Annotated in this window: 10 protein-coding genes; 6 read left to right on the top strand and 4 right to left on the bottom strand. The window is 49.3% G+C overall.

Features of this window, described 5'->3' with window-relative positions:
• Positions 1-247: 247 nt before the first annotated feature.
• Positions 248-3,016: a type I DNA topoisomerase gene (topA, locus tag DXZ20_RS16790; RefSeq protein WP_163699371.1), complete on the bottom strand. Its 2,769-nt coding sequence runs from the start codon at positions 3,014-3,016 to the stop codon at positions 248-250.
• Between the two features lie 631 nt (positions 3,017-3,647).
• Between topA and DXZ20_RS16785 the strand changes: the two genes are divergently transcribed.
• A complete protein-coding gene (locus DXZ20_RS16785; RefSeq protein ID WP_163699369.1) occupies positions 3,648-5,240 on the top strand; it encodes an NAD(P)H-quinone oxidoreductase subunit N in 1,593 nt (530 codons plus the stop codon).
• Positions 5,241-5,291: 51 nt separating this feature from the next.
• Here the strand turns inward: DXZ20_RS16785 and DXZ20_RS16780 are convergent, their stop codons facing one another.
• The gene (locus DXZ20_RS16780; protein WP_163671420.1) at positions 5,292-8,087 is read right to left on the bottom strand and encodes a GAF domain-containing protein; all 2,796 of its coding nucleotides are present in this window, start codon (positions 8,085-8,087) and stop codon (positions 5,292-5,294) included.
• Between the two features lie 394 nt (positions 8,088-8,481).
• Here DXZ20_RS16780 and DXZ20_RS16775 point away from each other — a divergent pair, with 394 nt between their 5' ends.
• The gene (locus DXZ20_RS16775) at positions 8,482-9,645 is read left to right on the top strand and encodes a quinone-dependent dihydroorotate dehydrogenase (RefSeq protein ID WP_163671421.1); all 1,164 of its coding nucleotides are present in this window, start codon (positions 8,482-8,484) and stop codon (positions 9,643-9,645) included.
• Between the two features lie 129 nt (positions 9,646-9,774).
• Here DXZ20_RS16775 and dapB read toward each other — a convergent pair whose 3' ends face one another.
• The gene (dapB, locus tag DXZ20_RS16770) at positions 9,775-10,599 is read right to left on the bottom strand and encodes a 4-hydroxy-tetrahydrodipicolinate reductase (RefSeq protein ID WP_163699368.1); all 825 of its coding nucleotides are present in this window, start codon (positions 10,597-10,599) and stop codon (positions 9,775-9,777) included.
• Between the two features lie 227 nt (positions 10,600-10,826).
• On the opposite strand from dapB, the gene DXZ20_RS16765 reads away from it, so the two are divergent.
• The 4 genes from DXZ20_RS16765 to DXZ20_RS16750 all read left to right on the top strand — a co-directional run bounded on the left by DXZ20_RS16765 (position 10,827) and on the right by DXZ20_RS16750 (position 16,875).
• A complete protein-coding gene (locus DXZ20_RS16765; protein ID WP_163671423.1) occupies positions 10,827-11,741 on the top strand; it encodes a Ycf66 family protein in 915 nt (304 codons plus the stop codon).
• A gap of 436 nt (positions 11,742-12,177) precedes the next feature.
• On the top strand, positions 12,178-13,353 hold the full coding sequence (locus DXZ20_RS16760) for a response regulator (protein ID WP_163671424.1): 1,176 nt from the start codon (positions 12,178-12,180) through the stop codon (positions 13,351-13,353).
• Between the two features lie 394 nt (positions 13,354-13,747).
• Positions 13,748-16,591, top strand: a complete 2,844-nt coding sequence (gene ileS, locus DXZ20_RS16755; RefSeq protein WP_250566129.1) for an isoleucine--tRNA ligase — start codon at positions 13,748-13,750, stop codon at positions 16,589-16,591.
• Positions 16,592-16,701: 110 nt separating this feature from the next.
• On the top strand, positions 16,702-16,875 hold the full coding sequence (locus tag DXZ20_RS16750) for a hypothetical protein (protein WP_163699363.1): 174 nt from the start codon (positions 16,702-16,704) through the stop codon (positions 16,873-16,875).
• 16 nt (positions 16,876-16,891) lie between these two features.
• On the opposite strand, the gene DXZ20_RS16745 is transcribed toward DXZ20_RS16750, so the two are convergent.
• A partial coding sequence (locus DXZ20_RS16745; protein WP_250565795.1) for a Uma2 family endonuclease occupies positions 16,892-17,396 on the bottom strand: 505 nt, incomplete at its 5' end.

Below are 17,396 nucleotides of genomic sequence, written 5' to 3'. Positions count from 1 at the left end.
GCCAGGGCATTACCGGGCACAACTTCCATCCCCGTTGGTAGCTTGACACCCGTAGAGAGCCGCTGACCAAGCCGCAGATAGGCCGCTGCCCCACCCAGTATCAGTAAAACCGCCGTACTAACTGTGACCAACAAAGGAGGCCGTTGCTTGAGGACCATGGACCAGCAAGAAACAAACAACGCTTGCTAATCTACCATTGGTTTACAAAAACGGCACGGGTGGGTTGGCCCAAAAAATCTAGGGGCGTTTATTCGGCGTCGCTATCGGTGCTCTTCTTTTTACGGGTTGTCGACTTACTCTTAGCCGTCGTGGACTTCTTAGCCGCAGCCGTAGTCCCGCTGGCCGTACTGGCCTTTTTGGTGGTGGATTTTTTAGTTGTCGCCTTCTTAGTTGTAGTCTTCTTAGCCGTCGTCTTTTTAGTGGTGGACTTTTTGGTCGTCGTTTTACGACGGGTTGTTTTTTTCTTAGTAGCTGCCTTCGCCACAATAATCTCTAAGGCTTCTTCCAAGGTAACGTCCTCAACCTTCTTACCTTCCGGCAATGAAGCATTGACCTTTTCGTACTTGATATAGGGACCGTAGGGGCCATCGTAAATGTTGATGGGTTCTTCCGACTCAGGGTGCTTACCCAATTCCCGCAACGGTTTAGCAGCTTTACGCCCTCGCCCTCGCTTAGGCTGTGCCAAAAGTTCCAGGGCTCGCTCCAGGGTCACGGTCAGAACGTTATCGTCTCCTTTCAAAGAGCGATAGTCCTTTCCTTCCTTACCTTGATCGTGAACCACATAGGGGCCAAAGCGACCCAAGCTGGCTTTGACCTTGGCACCAGTCTCTGGGTGCATCCCCAACAAACGCGGCAGAGATAGCAGTCCTACAGCCGTTTCTAGATCCACAGACTCACGCGTTACCCCCTTGGGCAGTGACACCTGTTTAGGCTTTGGATTCTCTTCTGTCTTATCTCCCAGCCGCACATAGGGACCGTAGGGGCCAATCAGAGCATAAATGGGTTCACCCGTTTCAGGGTGCAAACCTAGCTTTTCCGGACCTTCTGTTTTTTGCTTGAGGAGTACCTGTACCTGCTCGTCGTTGAGATCCGCTGGACTCACATCCAAAGGAATAGAAGCCCGTACGGTTTCATCGCCCTCTTCTTCACTGATGGCCTCAATGTAGGGGCCATACTTGCCGATGCGAACCTTGGCACTGAGATCAGCTAAGTCAACGGTGCGGGCCTCAGCGGGGTCAATCTGACTTTCTCTGGTCTGTACCTGCCCCGCTAGACCCGTATCTCCAGAATAAAAGTCCTTGAGGTACGGTAGCCAATCCGCTTCACCCATGGAAATTTCATCCAGGGTGCGTTCCATGCGGGCCGTAAATTTAACGTCCACCAGATCTGGAAAATGTTGATCCAGGAGCTCGGTCACCGCAAACGCCGTAAACGTAGGCATCAAGCTATTATTCAGCGGATGCACATAACCTCGGTCAATGATGGTACCGATGACTGAAGCATAGGTACTGGGACGCCCAATACCCTCTTTCTCTAGGGTCTTAACCAATGTGGCCTCGGTATAACGGGCCGGAGGCTTCGTCTCATGGCCAATGGGCTCTAGCTCGGTGCAGCTTGGGGTATCTCCCACCTTCAGGGGCGGCAGGGTCACTTCACGATCCTCAAGGGCGGCATTGGGATCATCCGAACCCTCCACATAGGCCCGGAAAAAGCCTGGAAAATCAATTCGTTTGCCAGTGGCCTTAAACACCGCATCATCCACTTCTACGCTGACGGTGATATGGGTTTGGCGAGCATTGGCCATTTGGCAAGCCACTGTGCGCTTCCAAATTAAGTCGTAAAGGCTAAGTTCACGATCCTTTAGCCCGGTTTCCTGGGGAGTACGGAAAGTACTACCAGCGGGGCGGATTGCTTCGTGGGCTTCCTGGGCTCCCTTGCTCTTGGTGGCATATTGCCGGGGCTGAGGGCTGAGGTACTCTTTACCGTACTTTTGCTCCACACAGGTTCGAGCCGCTGTAATTGCCTGCTGTGACAAATTTACCGAGTCAGTACGCATGTAGGTAATAAACCCTTTTTCGTACAGAGATTGGGCCGTACGCATGGTGTCACGGGCAGACAGACGCAGTTTGCGGTTGGATTCTTGCTGCAGTGTGGAGGTGGTAAATGGCGGAGCTGGTTTGGGACTAGAGGGTCGCTCTTCTAGATTAGATACGGTCCAAATGCTGGCTTCCAAGCGCTGTTTTAATTCCTGGGCTTGGGTTTCATCCAAAAGCACCACATTGCGTCCAGCAGCAATTTGTCCGGTGTTTTCGTCAAAATCACTACCCGTAGCAACACGAGTACCACCCAGGCTAACGAGCTTGGCCTCAAATGGATTGTCAGCCTTCTGGAGTGTGGCCTTGAGGTCCCAATAGGAACCTTGCTTAAAGGCTCTGCGATCGCGCTCCCGTTCCACCAGTAGCTTTACTGCCACCGACTGCACTCGACCAGCGGACAGACCCCAGGCAATTTTTTTCCACAGTAGTGGAGATAGGGTATAGCCCACTAAACGATCCAAGATTCGTCGAGTTTCCTGGGCCCTTACTAGCTGATCATCAATATCACGACAGCTTTCGAGGGCAGCCTGAATCGCGTCTTCGGTGATCTCATGAAACACCATGCGCTTGGTGGGCACCTTAGGTTTTAGTAGCTGTAATAGGTGCCAGCTAATGCTTTCCCCTTCGCGGTCTTCATCCGTAGCCAGGACTAGCTCATCGGCTTCCTTTAGGGCATCCTTCAGGGCCTTAACAACCTTCTTTTTATCCTTGGGTACCAAGTAAAGAGGTTCAAAATCCGCCTCTACATTCACACCCAGCTGTGCCCATTTCTCGCCCTTCACGCTGGCGGGAATCTCACTTGCCGATTTAGGCAGATCGCGCACATGCCCCATGGAGGCTTCTACACGGTAGCCTTTGGGCAAATAGTTGCGAATTGTTTTTGCCTTTGTAGGTGACTCAACAATGACAAGTGTGGACATACAGCTGAACTGAAAGTAATGGTCGAACTACGTTTAATTGAAAATTTGTCAACACCCTGATATCCAAGGCACTAACAAATCTCAAACCGCGTCTAGCGAAACGCTTGAACACTAGAGAGAATGCCCGATAAGTGGGCAATGACGACGGTTTTTTATTGGCTAACTATACATAACCATGGCATCTAGCTCAGAATTTATCAGAGGGAAGCGCCGAGGGTTAGTGACAAAAGCCGTACCTGCATGTTCGCAGAGCTTTTCGTACAGTTGCCTTTATATATCGATAGATCGAAATGGCGAATTTCGTCCACCTCTGAATTAAGAAAAGGCTTTTATTTCATGACCATTGCCAGGGGGGTAAAACTAACCCCATAGGGCCAAATTTGGCCTATAGCTATCGTCGAGGCATTAATTTGGCTGGTTGTGGCCCCATTCATAAAAGAAATCTAGAGAAATTGAAAAAAGTGTTTTCTTTAGAAAAATTGGGACCCCAGGCAGGTCATCTGAACGAAGTTCCTCTATGGTTTACATCCATAGAATTTAATCTGATTCAGAAAATTCCCTTTGGGAAACTACAAGATGAGCGAGAATACTAGGGTAAGATCCCAAATGGAAATACCGAACCACAGCACCAATGGACGTTGTCAGCCTCGCTGCCCAATTAAACACAGGTAAAATCCTGCCTGAACTGATCATCATTGCGACGATTGTAGTGATTTTGGTAGGTGATTTGATTGTAGGCCGAGCGTCATCGCGCTGGGTCCCCTATGTCTCTATCGGCGGTTGTTTGGCTGCCGTTGGGGCATTAGCTCTACAGTGGGACACAGGCAATCCCCTCGCCTTTTTTGGAGAGTTTAACAGCGATGCTCTCAGTATCGTATTTCGAGGCATTATCGTTCTGTCAGCGGCTGTGACCGTCCCTATGGCTATCCGCTATGTGGAAAAGTCAGGCACAGCCTTAGCTGAGTTTTTAGGGATTTTGCTGACCGCAACCCTGGGGGGCATGTTTCTGGCGGGTGCCGATGAGCTTGTCACTATTTTTGTGTCCCTTGAAACCCTAAGTATTTCGTCATACCTGTTGACGGGCTACATGAAGCGGGATCCGCGCTCAAACGAAGCCGCCCTGAAGTATTTGTTGATTGGGGCAGCGAGCTCAGCCATCTTTTTGTACGGCATTTCCCTGCTGTATGGTCTGTCGGGTGGTGAGACCCGGTTGAGTGCGATCGCAGCCAACTTAGCGTCCAGCACTGGCAATAGCTCCATTGGTCTAGTCGTTGCACTGGTATTTGTCATTGCCGGTATTGCCTTCAAGGTAGCCGCTGTGCCCTTTCATCAGTGGACCCCTGACGTTTATGAAGGCTCACCTACACCTGTGGTAGCGTTCCTATCCGTTGGTTCTAAGGCTGCTGGCTTTGCCCTAGCCATTCGCCTTTTAGTCAGCACATTCCCCCTAGTGGAAGACGAGTGGCGCTTTGTGTTTACTGCTCTGGCGATCCTGAGTATGGTGCTGGGCAATGTGGTGGCTTTAGCCCAGACCAGTATGAAGCGGATGCTAGCCTACTCATCCATTGGCCAGGCAGGCTTTATGATGATTGGCTTGGTCATCGGTTCCGATGCAGGCTATGCCAGCATGATTTTCTACCTGATGGTCTATCTGTTCATGAACTTGGGTGGATTTACCTGCGTCATTCTCTTTTCCCTCCGTACGGGTACAGACCAAATTAGTGAATATGCCGGGCTTTACCAAAAGGACCCCCTGCTTACCTTATGCCTGTCACTGTGTCTGCTTTCCCTTGGCGGTATTCCACCGCTAGCAGGGTTCTTTGGTAAGCTTTATATCTTTTGGGCTGGCTGGCAGGCCGGTGCTTACAGCCTGGTACTCATTGGTTTAATTACCAGTGTGATCTCCATCTATTACTACATCCGCGTAGTGAAAATGATGGTAGTTAAGGAGCCCCAGGAAATGTCCGAATCTATCAAGAACTATCCACCGGTTCGCTGGGATTTGCCAGGCATGCGTCCGTTACAGCTGAGTTTGGTGGTAGCCGTGGTGGCCACTTCCCTAGCGGGGGTACTATCTAACCCTCTATTTACCCTGGCTAACGACGCTGTCACCAAGACCCCTTTGTTACAAGCGTCTCAGGTGGAGAGCGTTGACGAGATTGCCAACACAGTTGCTAGCCCTGTGACGGCTACTTTTCCAACCATGCTTGAGAATTCTCTTTAAAACTTAAGCATCATTGCGGGTCAGGGTTAGAGGTTTTGCGTTCAAAGCCCTCTAGTCCTGACCAATGGTATGAAGCCTATGCATTGGGAACATAACGGAGCTGCGAATCCGATTGTCTTCCAGTTTTTCTAGGATGAACTCACCCCCCAAACGGATCATCAGGGACTGACAAATCGCCAGATTTAAACCCGGCGGTCTATCCAACGGTGATTCTGCTAAATGATCCCGCTGATGATTTCCTTCGCTCAGCGCTTTGATGATAGCTTCATCGACATCGCCATCATCCGTAATTGACAGCTCAATCCAATGCTGTTCAAGGGGACGGCTCCAAACATCTACCCGACCTCTAGCTGGCGAACGTCGACAAGCTGCTGAAATAAGTTCATACAAAATAAACTCAATCTTCTGCATTTCACCCTGAAGGGCCAGGTTGCTATCGCAGTGCACCTGCGTCCAAAGCTGTTTCTTTTGCACCTGAGTTTGCACCCGCTTCATTAGACGGTTGAGTAAACCAATCAAGGGCACCTTGCGAGGATCGGACGCCATTGCCCACCGTTCTCGGCCTGTCAATCGTAATAATTCCTTTTCCATGCCTGCCAATCGACTTTCAACCGCATGGAAATAAGGTTGTTCGCTGATCTCAGGTAATTGTTTCAAATTAGCCAGCTGACGGCGCGACTCTCGAACCTGCCGCCGAATGTCATCCATGTGGTGGTGCTTATACCAATTCAGCTCTGTGAGCTGACTTTTCTGTTCGCGCAAACGATTGGTTAGCAATAAATGACGCCGACACCAGGCCAACTGATGTACCAAAACCGCTAGCATACTCATCTGTTGGTCAGAAAAGCGACGATCACCATGATCAGCCAGCACCATCGTCCCATTGAGCGTATGCTCTGGTGATGTCCTGAGAGCCACTACCAACAGCTGAGCATGGGCCGGACACCGCAACCATTGGCGAGTGACATCAGGCAGATCTTCAAATTCAAGCTGAATCACACCATCGGTTTGAATGGCCCAGTTAATCACAGCATCGCTCTCCACCAAGATCGGTGGATTATCCTTGGCTGCAAACTGCTGCTCCCGGATCACAGTGGAAGCTAACCGGGCTTCCTTTTGGCCATTTTCCCAAACGATCAAGGCCACCAGCGGCAAGCGTAAAAGCTGGCTAACGTGATGGGTGGCCGCCTGCTGAAGTTGCTCCACATCAAATGTACGCTGTAGGTTACGCAAGCCCCACTGCATGGTTTCATTCATCTGGGATTGCTGCTGAGCCTGTCGCTGCAAGGACCACTGATGCAAAACTAACCCAATTTGCCGTCCAACTGACTGCAGCAGATCCTGCTCTGTTTGATTCCAGCGTCGGCCATGGCTATCGGTCACCACCAGCACCCCTTCTGGAGCCTGACCGGGCGAAAGATTACAGGCCATCGCCGACTTCATCCCCATCTGTAAGAACTGAGGATGCCACGCTCGCAGCTTCAGATCGTTATCTAAATTTTCGATACAGACTGGTGCAGACTTTCGGGCTAGGAGCTGCCAATCAACGTCGTGAAGTGAGCGCCACATTCCCTGAGTGGGCTTGCTTTGGGTGCCATGGTGCTGATAACCCACCTCAAAACCACCACATTCTAGATCGGGTATAAGCACCAGTAAGCCATCAATTTCAAGGGTGGCAATCAGTTGCTCAGCGCATTGGGACATGACCGACTGCCAATCGCGATCGCCATGGATACTTTGGGCAATACCTACCGACAGCTGATGGTTAGCTTCTAGATCGGCCACCCGTTCCTGCAAGACCGATGTGGGCATCCCCAAGCTGACCACTTGAGCTGCTGCGGTTAAATAGCGTTTTTCTGGCACACTCCACTGACGGGGTTGGGTGGACTCCACCACCAAAAAACCCAGCAAGTCTCCCTGCATTAAAATGGGTGCCACTAATAAAGAGGACTTGCCAAAGGCCTGCTTCAGAGGTTCAATGACGGCCTCAGGATGAGAAAAGGTGTCTTCGCCAATAACAATGACATCACCACAAGATAGGGCCTGATAGACCTCTTGATAGCCACTGGCAGATAGCTGGGATACTCCAGGTTCTTGAGTCGCATAGGCATGGCGATTGTGGCCACCATTAGCTACCCGATGCCAGAAAAAGCGTTGTTGCGGCTCAAACCAATACCCACGGGTACGACTAGCCCCCACAAATCGGTGAGTGGCATCCACAATCGCCTGTAGTCTAGGCTCTAACTCTTGAATCGTCTCCAATTTAGCCAACAGCTGAAAGAATGGCTGGGAGGGACGTTTTTCTAGCTGCTGATAATAGTCTTTCTGATATCTGTGCAAGATGGTCGCAATGGTGGTGACCAAAATAGAAAACGTCTTTTTCTGCACACCAGATTTTAGAGACGCTCCCCGTCGACTGGCACCCAACAATAAAATGCCTAGACACTCATTCTGCCGCTGAATCGGAAAAATAATGGCGTCATGAATGCCGAGGCGCTTAGCAATGGCTTTCCACTCACCAGCCCGATGGGATTCTTGTAAATCATAAACAGCCGCCGGAGCACCTCGCTCTATCACCTGCTGCACGGCATCATCAGTCTGAAGGTTTATCTTTTGCCATAAAAAATTCTTACCGCTACCCAGAACGGCCATTTGAGTTGTCAAACTCTGGTCACCGGCATCATAGAGGCCAATCCAGGTGAGTTCATTGGGATAAAGCTGCTGCATATAGTCAGCAAGCTCGGTCAATTGGGTATCAACGGTATCCTGATCCCATACATTCTTGAGAACCTGACCCAAAGTGGCCAAATGCTGTTCACATGTCGCTGGGGGTATGGGGCTAACCATAAAAACTCAGATTTGGGAAACAGGCTACTGCCTGAATAGTAACGATGGAGGATATAGCTTAATTTAAGCTAGCCTGGCTCTCTAAAACATGCTATTTAATCAAATTGCTTAGGAAAATGAGTCACCATCGCGGCTCAAGCGGAATAGCTATATTGCAACAGGATATGGGTGGCATCAATCTATCGTTGACATTAGTTGGCTCTATCGTAACGGGGTCTAACGCTACTTATTGCCGATGGTTAAAAAGTCATACATCATGACTATCGTTCATCACAACTACCTAGTTATATCAGCAACCGACTCAACTAGCTGCTAACCCTAAACCAAATCAATCAACGCAACTAGTTTTCAAATTCAACGATATAATCCACAGGGCCATTTAGAAATATTGTTCGTGCTGCAAGACATCTATAAATCTAGCTTGCTTCCGTCGTTATTTCAGCACTTGAAAGCCGATCCAGAAGTGGTACATCACCAGACCATCAAGACATTGGCTTGGATAGCTGAACCACCCACCACCGCCCCCTACTGGACTCAACCTTTACGACGCTTTGCCCAGGCCTGGTGTGAAAATAGTTGCCAGGTTACTTCGCTGCGCTTGAGTCAGCAGCTATGGCAGCAATCTTTTGCTAACCCCCTGGGGTTAGCAGCTGGTTTTGATAAAGATGGGTTGGCAGCTGCTTGTTGGCCTTTGATGGGGTTTGGCTTTGCAGAGTTAGGGACGGTTACGTGCCATGCCCAGTCGGGTAATCCTAAACCTCGTCTGTTTCGTTTGCCGCAGGACCAGGCAGCTTTAAATCGCATGGGGTTTAATAATCAGGGCTCGACAGTACTCGCGGAACGGCTTAAGGCCTTACCCCTAACACCTGACTTTCCCAGGGGCATTAATTTAGGCAAGTCAAAGGTGACCCCCCTAGAAGAGGCGGCAGGTGACTATTTGCAAAGCTTTCAAAGATTGCAGGAGCACGGCAATTATTTTGTGGTCAATGTGTCGTCACCCAATACACCTGGGTTGCGATCGCTCCAAGCTAAATCCCAACTCGAACCCATTCTTGCCACCCTACAAACCGCCAATACTCAGCAAAAACCTCTGCTAATCAAGATCGCTCCAGATCTAGCCTGGGAAGACATCGACGATATTTTAGACCTGGCCCAGCAGCACCAGTTGGCAGGAATTATTGCCACCAATACCACCATTGCCAAGGACAAACTGGTGACCAAGCGTTTAGGCCAAACTGGCAATCTGGTTGTTGATGAAGCTGGCGGTATTAGTGGTGTTCCCGTCCGTCAGCGGGCAACTGATGTCATTCGATACATTTATCAAAAGACCAACGGACAACTTCCCATCGTCGGCGTAGGGGGTATTTTCACCGCTGACGATGCCTGGGAAAAAATCACCGCAGGCGCATCTTTATTGCAGGTATACACTGGCTGGATCTACGAAGGTCCATGGATGGTGAAAAATATCCTACAGGGCCTATTGACCAAGCTCGACGACCATGGCCTAAATTCCATACAAGAAGCCATTGGGCTACATACAGGACACCCCAGCACGTAGGTTGGGTAGAGGCACGAAACCCAACATTACCGATATCTCAAATACATATTTATGCGCATGAATGCATCGGCGATGTTGGGTTTCGCATGAATGCATCGGCGATGTTGGGTTTCACAAGTTCAACCCAACCTACAGGATTTTATCCAACCCGTACAAAAGCGACTTCAACGGTAATACCTTACGAATACTCAACAACACACCGGGCATAAAACATACCCGATCCATCGCATCGTGACGCAGGGTATACACCTGGCCAGGGGCACCAAACATCACCTCCTGGTGAGCTACCAATCCAGGCAGACGCACACTGTGGATGTTAATGCCTTCCTCCGTAGTGCCACCCCGTGAACCCTGAAGGGTTTCAGTTTCGTCCACTTGAGGTGGGTTAAAGGACGGTTTTACTTCCTGAAGCATTTGAGCCGTTTTAATCGCCGTACCGCTTGGGGCATCGGCCTTGCGATTGTGATGCAGCTCAATGATTTCCACATGGTCAAAATACTCAGCCGCTTTCAGAGCCGCCTGCTGCATCAAAATTACCCCAATGGCAAAGTTAGGAATAATCAAACAGCCGACGCTGGCCTTTTCTGCAAACTCCGCCAGCTCAATAATTTGTTCAGATGTTAGACCAGTGGTACCGACTACAGGCCTCACACCATAGGCAATAGCTGCTCGCACCTGCTCATAAATTTTGGCTGGGTGAGTCACATCTACCATCACCGCATTGCCTGCACTTTGGGCCATCACCAGGGTGGCTTCCAAATCCGTCGTCACTGGTATTTCCAGAGGACCACAGCCTGCGATCTCACCAATATCCTGACCAACGGCCTCAAGCTTACGATCCACGGCACCCACCAATTGCATATCATCGGCACCGGCAATAGCCTTGACAATCTCACACCCCATCCGGCCCATGGCACCATTAACTACGACAGGAATTTTCGACTGATTGCTCATGATGGTTCTGAGACGGAAGTACAGTCAGATATCTTACAACCGCAGTATGTAATTTTGAGTTTTGAGTTCTTAGCTTTGAGGTTCAGGTTCAATTGATTTCCGAGGCTACTGAGGTTTCAAAGACCTAATTCCAAACTTAAAATTCAAAACTCTACCTTCAAAACTCCCTCCTGTGGGGTCGTAATCGTTAATAATTAAGGCTGTTCATCACGCTGGAGTCGAAGCGGATGCTGGCAAATCTATTGGCGGTGATTGTTGGATTAGGTAGTCTAGGGTTTTATTTGGCAGCTTTTATTCTGCCAGAGGTACATCGTCGATCAGACTTTTTCTGGAGCGGTGTCGGCATGTTTTATGCCGTGGTGCTGTGGTATTGCGCCAGGCAAATGAGCGGCGCAGTACTGCTAGGGCAAACAGCTTCAGTTGGTCTACTGATATGGCTGGGATACCAAACTCTACTGCTCCGTCGCGAAACCACACCGACCGCACAGCAAACCCCCATCCGATTAGGCAAATCTGAACGCAGTCGCCTTAATGGCAGCGCCAGTCGTCCCATTGCCAAAGACTATGAGTTTGTAGAAGATGGCGTGGAGGATGCAGTCGATCAGGATGCCGATCCCAACAGTCCCATCTTGATCAAGCCGACGGCAGATGAATTTGCGCCCAAAATAGTTGTCCCTGCTGCAATTCCAAAGTCCCACATCGAGAAAGAAGACTCTCTGGAAGAAACCCTTCCAAAGGCGGAGAACCCACCTATTTCTCAAACAACCAAAAAGCGAGAAATACCAAATCCCATTGCTGCTGTCGGTATCTTCGTAGGCTGGCTTAAAGAAGTTGTCACGCCGAAAAAGAAAGAACCCAAACCCATGATTGAGCTGCCACCCAGGCCACCGTCCATACCTAAAGCAGACACCTTGTCAGCAACAACCGACATAGCTAACATAACCAATATATCCGATACATTAGAGACCGATACATTAGAGACTTCAGCTAGTGTTCCTGATGGTGACCAGCCAAACCCTCAAGAAGAAACTCTCGACACCTCACCTTCCCCTTCTTCAGGCACAGCAGCTTCAGCCAGTCTAGAACCTAGGGGCACAGATACTGAAGACAGCAACTGGCCTGATGATGACTTTTGGGACTAGTTTTCTCCAACTAAAATCTCTTCAATTTCCATTAAACAACAACCTGCACCTAAACAAGCTGTAGAGATGTACCAGATATTTGCGAAGACGTTATAAAGTCTCTTTAATATTAAACTTCATATGAGATTTGCATAGACGTTTCTTAAGCCCTGCATGCCCGTAAATCGAACCATTTCTAGAGCTAAAAAATATACCAATCTCTCACGGACACAAACCATCTAAAAATGTTCCCCACGACTCAAACAGTCTGGCTTTACAAAGCTTATACCCAACACAATAGTCGTAAAACTTTATGAACCACCAGAGGAAAATACGCACATTAGCGTAATTATTATTTAAAGGAGCTTAAATACGAACATTCACTGTGTTCTTGTGGATTATAGTCAAATTGTTTACAAGAACGATTAAACAAGCCCGAGTATAGACAGTAAAAGTCATGAGAGCTGAAGTCGCTATCCCAAATGTAATTGTTTCCGAACTGGATAAGAAGATCCAGTTCGTTAAACAAAAGCATTTGACTGGCATCCTAGCGATTGAAAGTGACATGATCCATCAATGGCGCTTATATTTTTTGGCGGGGCAGTTAGTCTGGGCAAATACGCGTACCCATGCAAAGCGTCGCTGGTGTCGCCAGTTACTGCAACATCGTCCTGAGTTGCTCAAAAATGGCCTGAGTGCCTATCCCGCTGATTGGACCTATAGTCGGTTAGCTAGGCTAGTTATCTGTAAGAAATTCAATCGGCAGGTATTTTCACATATCGTGTCCGGGTGTATCTCAGAAGCGTTGTTTGATCTTCAGCAGCAGGGAACTTTAAGCTTTCAACAAACTGGGAAAGGATTAAAATATCGCATCAAATCTCAAAAAGCCTGCGATTTCTCCTATATAAATTTGCAAACCATCGGTATATGGGCCCAGGCAAAGCACAGGTGGCACCAGTGGGAAGAAGCCGGTCTCACCGCCATAGGTCCTAACGATGCTCTAGTGATACAAGACTTAGCCTCTCTAGAAGATCTAGCATCACCGCGACTCTTCAAATTATTGAGTGCGTTGGCCAATCGTCAGCAAACATTGCGAGATATAGCATTGAAGGCTAACCAGCCGCTACAGCCATTTGTGATGTCGATTTTGCCTCACATTCACAATCAGTCACTGCGGCTTAAGTCTGTGGAAGATAAGATTCCTCGTTCGGTAATCGCGCATCAAGAGGATGTTGTCTTTAAAATAGCGCAGGCAATTATCCCTAAGGACGCCAGAATTGTTTATGTGGATGACAGTCTGGCCAACAGTCAAACAATGGCAACCATTGTTGAAGCGGCGGGCTTTCGCTATAGCAACATTTCCGATCCGCTTGAGGTATTGAAACAGCTAGTTAAGCTCAAGCCAAAAGTAATTTTTTTGCAGCTGACGATGCCCGTGGTAAATGGTTACGAACTGTGTGCTCAAATTCGTCGGATATCAGGCTTTAAGGATACTCCCATTGTGATGGTAGGGAGTGAAAATAGTCTGGCTGAACGCATGCGGGCCAAGATGGTTGGGGCCTCGGAATTTGTGAGTAAACCAATTAAGCCCAAAAATGTGCTTAAGTCATTGATTGAACTCAACATGATTTGAGCAGTGCTGTTGAGAGACTATCTTTAAAGGCAGGGTAGCTCCGCTGTACTAGACAGATTGACATCAACCAGCTAAGACACCGTGTCACATGTGGTGGTAACCACTAAACTACGTCCAAGTTAGAACTTGTAGCTTCTTGTCAAGAAACACTACGGTTCTGAACTTGGACAATATGTATTCATAGGTCAGGCCCCAGCAGGCTTTGTATCTAGGATTTCCAGTGGCTGCTCAACGTAAAAAAACTAAAACTATTGAAGCTATAGGAAGTTCTAAGGCAGAATGACTGGAGCGTAGTAAATCCCCTTAGTTTTTTCCTTACATCGTGACTGACCCCAAAAGCGCCGACGCTAAGAGCTATAAGGACACCGTCCTACTGCCCAAGACCGACTTTAGTATGCGGGCCAACGCTGTTAAGCGTGAGCCAGAGCTGCAGGCATTTTGGGATGACAGCAAGATTTATGAAACGCTTTCCCAGGAAAATTCTGGGGATGTCTTTGTACTGCATGATGGACCGCCCTATGCCAATGGCAGTCTCCACATGGGCCATGCCTTAAATAAGGTGCTGAAGGACATCATCAATAAGTATCAGCTGCTGCGCGATCGCAAAGTTCGCTATGTCCCCGGCTGGGACTGCCACGGTCTACCCATTGAGCTAAAAGTACTGCAAACCATCGACCGCAAAAAGCGAGCCAATCTGACACCGCTGGAGCTACGCCAAAAAGCCAAGGAATTTGCCCTGGACACCGTCGAGAAACAAGCCAAGGGATTCCGTCGCTTTGGCGTATGGGGCAACTGGGAAAAGCCCTACATGACTCTGCAGCCTGAGTATGAAGCCGCTCAGCTAGACGTATTTGGTCAGATGGTCCTCAAAGGCTACATCTACCGAGGGCTGAAGTCTGTTCACTGGAGTCCGTCGTCACAAACCGCCTTGGCAGAAGCTGAGCTGGAATATCCCGAAGGCCATACCTCCCCCAGTATCTACGTCGGCTTCCCCATGGTGAGCGCCTCAGATACCGCAGAAAAAGCACTTTCCCCGTATCTCGATAATCTGGGTGTCGCCATCTGGACCACGACACCCTGGACAATTCCCGCCAATGTGGCCGTAGCGGTCAACTCAGACCTGGTTTACACCGTGGTAGAAGTCGCCTCCGGTGCCCCTTACAAATACCTCATCGTCGGTAAGGACCTGGTGGAAACCCTGGCCAATGTATTTGAAACAGACCTGACCCCCAAGGTCGACATCAACGGTGCGGACCTGGCAGGGTCTACCTATTACCATCCGCTCCACAGCAAAGAAGACAGCTTCAATCGTGAAAGCCCCATTGTGATTGGCGGCGACTACATCACCACCGAATCCGGTACTGGTCTGGTGCACACTGCACCCGGTCACGGGATGGAAGACTTTGGCGTCGGTCAAAAATACGGTCTCCCCATCCTCTGTCCAGTGGATGAGCGTGGTAATTTCACCACTGAAGCCGGGAGTTTTGAAGGTTTGAACGTTCTAAAAACGGCTAACGAAGCACTGATCAAGGCACTGACCGAAGCCAATACGCTTCTGAAACATGAACCCTACGTCCACAAGTATCCCTACGATTGGCGAACTAAAAAACCCACCATTTTCCGGGCTACTGAGCAGTGGTTTGCCTCTGTGGAAGGGTTCCGCGATGAAGCCCTGAAAGCCATCTCGGATGTGCAGTGGATTCCGGCCCAGGGCGAAAACCGGATTACACCGATGGTGGGCGACCGTTCTGACTGGTGCATCTCTCGTCAGCGCAACTGGGGTGTGCCCATCCCAGCCTTCTACGATGAAGAGACTGGTGAAGTATTGATGAATCAAGAAACCATTGCCCATGTCCGAGGTATTTTCGCTGAGCATGGTTCTGATGCTTGGTGGAGTATGCCCGTTGAGGAACTACTGCCCGAGAGCTATCACAACAACGGCCATACCTATCGCAAAGGCTTCGACACCATGGACGTATGGTTTGACTCAGGCTCTTCCTGGGCAGCAGTCGCCGATCAGCGAGATGCCTTGAAATATCCGGTAGACCTATACCTGGAAGGCTCTGATCAGCATAGGGGTTGGTTCCAGTCGAGCTTGCTCACCAGTGTGGCTACCCATGGCTGTGCCCCCTACAAAACTGTACTTACCCATGGCTTTGCCCTGGATGAAAAGGGCCGCAAGATGAGTAAGTCCATCGGTAACGTGGTGGACCCCTATGAAATCATTGAGGGTGGCAAGAACAAGAAACAGGATCCGCCTTACGGTGCTGACGTACTACGGCTATGGGTCTCCTCAGTGGACTATTCCTCCGATGTCCCCATCGGTAAAAACATCCTTAAGCAGCTGGCGGATGTGTACCGCAAGATTCGTAACACATCCCGATTCTTGTTGGGCAACTTGCATGATTTTGACCCAGCCAAAGATGCTGTTCCCTATGACCAGCTGCCCAGTTTAGATCAGTACATGCTACATCGGATGACCGAGATCTTTGCTGAGGTGGAGACTGCCTTTGACACCTATCAGTTCTTTAAGTTCTTCCAGACGGTGCAGAATTTCTGTGTGGTGGATCTCTCCAACTTCTATCTGGATATTGCTAAGGATCGTCTCTACATCAGTGATGCGGCATCTCTCCGAAGACGTAGCTGTCAAACGGTACTGGCAGTTGCCCTGGAGAATTTAGCCAAGTCCATTGCCCCTGTGCTGTGCCACATGGCAGAGGATATCTGGCAGTTTATGCCCTATGAGACCGGCACTAAATCTGTTTTTGAAGCGGGTTGGTTAAAGATTGATCCGCAGTGGAAAAAGCCTGAACTGGCGGATACCTGGAACCAGCTGAGGGAACTACGGGACGAGGTGAACAAGGTGCTGGAACAGGCGCGTTCTGCAAAAGATATTGGTTCGTCGTTGCAGGCGAAAGCGCTGATCTACATTGCTGATGATCAACTGAGAGAACAGTTAACGGCGATGAATCCCAGTGATGCGATCGCACCCAATTCTAGCCATGTGGATGAGGCTCGATATTTGTTCTTGGTGTCCCAGGTAGAGGTCTTAGACAGTGTTGATAGGCTGAAGGACATTAAGTATCGCAGTGAGTCGGATGCCTTTGGCATTGGCATTGTGGATGCGGATGGGAAAAAGTGCGATCGCTGTTGGAATTATTCCACCCATGTGGGCGAGTCGGCGGAGCATGAGACCATCTGCGAACGTTGCGTAGAGGCATTGGATGGCAAGTTCTAACCCTGAGCGATGATCAAGGTATAGTCTGGTTAGCTTGACTACAGATGCCGTATAGCAAATTTAGCTTACAGAAAGTACAGTAAGAGTTTGGCATCAATGTTCATGAAGCCATGCGTTTCTTACCAAAGTCGGAAAAAACAATCTATGGCTGTGTTACTAACGGTGAACTCTGGAAATTTCTCAAGCTTCAGGGGACTGATTTGACCATTGATTTAGAAGCCTACTGCCTGGAACCACTAGAACGTTTGCTAGGTATTCTGATCTATTTGGCCTGTGAGGAATAGGAACATCAATATCTCCTTACCAGACCTTAGCCATCGGTAACGTAAATCCAGGTAATTCTGGCTCGCCACTGACCGCATCAGGGTTTTCAAGTATTTGAGGAGTTTGACCAGGTTGATAAATATGAACGGTACGGTGCTTGCGGTCAATCAACCAGCCCAGGGATACACCATTATCGATGTATTCCTGCATCTTACTTTGTAGACCACTCAAGGTATCGCTGGCTGACCGTAGCTCGATGACAAAGTCTGGTGCAATCGGGGCGAAGGAAGCTTTTTCTTCGTCGGTTAAGGTGTTCCAACGGTCGGCGTTGATCCAGGCGGCATCGGGTGAGCGGGTGGCTCCGTTAGGTAGGGTGAAGCCTGAACTGGAGTCAAAACCGAGGCCAGTGCCATCCTGATCTGCCCATATGCCTAATCGAACGGCTAGGTTAAAGTTACGATTTCCCGTATCTGAAAAGGCGGGCGGCATAATCACGACATCCCCTGTGGCGGTGCGTTCGATGCGTAAGTCGCGGTTGGCT

Origin of the sequence: Adonisia turfae CCMR0081 (assembly GCF_011009555.1) — a bacterium.
Classification (GTDB): Bacteria; Cyanobacteriota; Cyanobacteriia; order Phormidesmidales; family Phormidesmidaceae; genus Leptothoe; species Leptothoe turfae.
This window is presented reverse-complemented; position numbering and strand designations above follow the sequence as displayed.

Excerpts from the sequence above, each read along its gene's own strand:
- topA (WP_163699371.1), bottom strand. The coding sequence starts at position 3,016 with ATGTCCACACTTGTCATTGTTGAGTCACCTACAAAGGCAAAAACAATT.
- DXZ20_RS16785 (WP_163699369.1), top strand. The coding sequence starts at position 3,648 with ATGGACGTTGTCAGCCTCGCTGCCCAATTAAACACAGGTAAAATCCTG.
- DXZ20_RS16780 (WP_163671420.1), bottom strand. The coding sequence starts at position 8,087 with ATGGTTAGCCCCATACCCCCAGCGACATGTGAACAGCATTTGGCCACT.
- dapB (WP_163699368.1), bottom strand. The coding sequence starts at position 10,599 with ATGAGCAATCAGTCGAAAATTCCTGTCGTAGTTAATGGTGCCATGGGC.
- DXZ20_RS16765 (WP_163671423.1), top strand. The coding sequence starts at position 10,827 with ATGCTGGCAAATCTATTGGCGGTGATTGTTGGATTAGGTAGTCTAGGG.
- DXZ20_RS16760 (WP_163671424.1), top strand. The coding sequence starts at position 12,178 with ATGAGAGCTGAAGTCGCTATCCCAAATGTAATTGTTTCCGAACTGGAT.
- ileS (WP_250566129.1), top strand. The coding sequence starts at position 13,748 with ATGCGGGCCAACGCTGTTAAGCGTGAGCCAGAGCTGCAGGCATTTTGG.
- DXZ20_RS16750 (WP_163699363.1), top strand. The coding sequence starts at position 16,702 with ATGCGTTTCTTACCAAAGTCGGAAAAAACAATCTATGGCTGTGTTACT.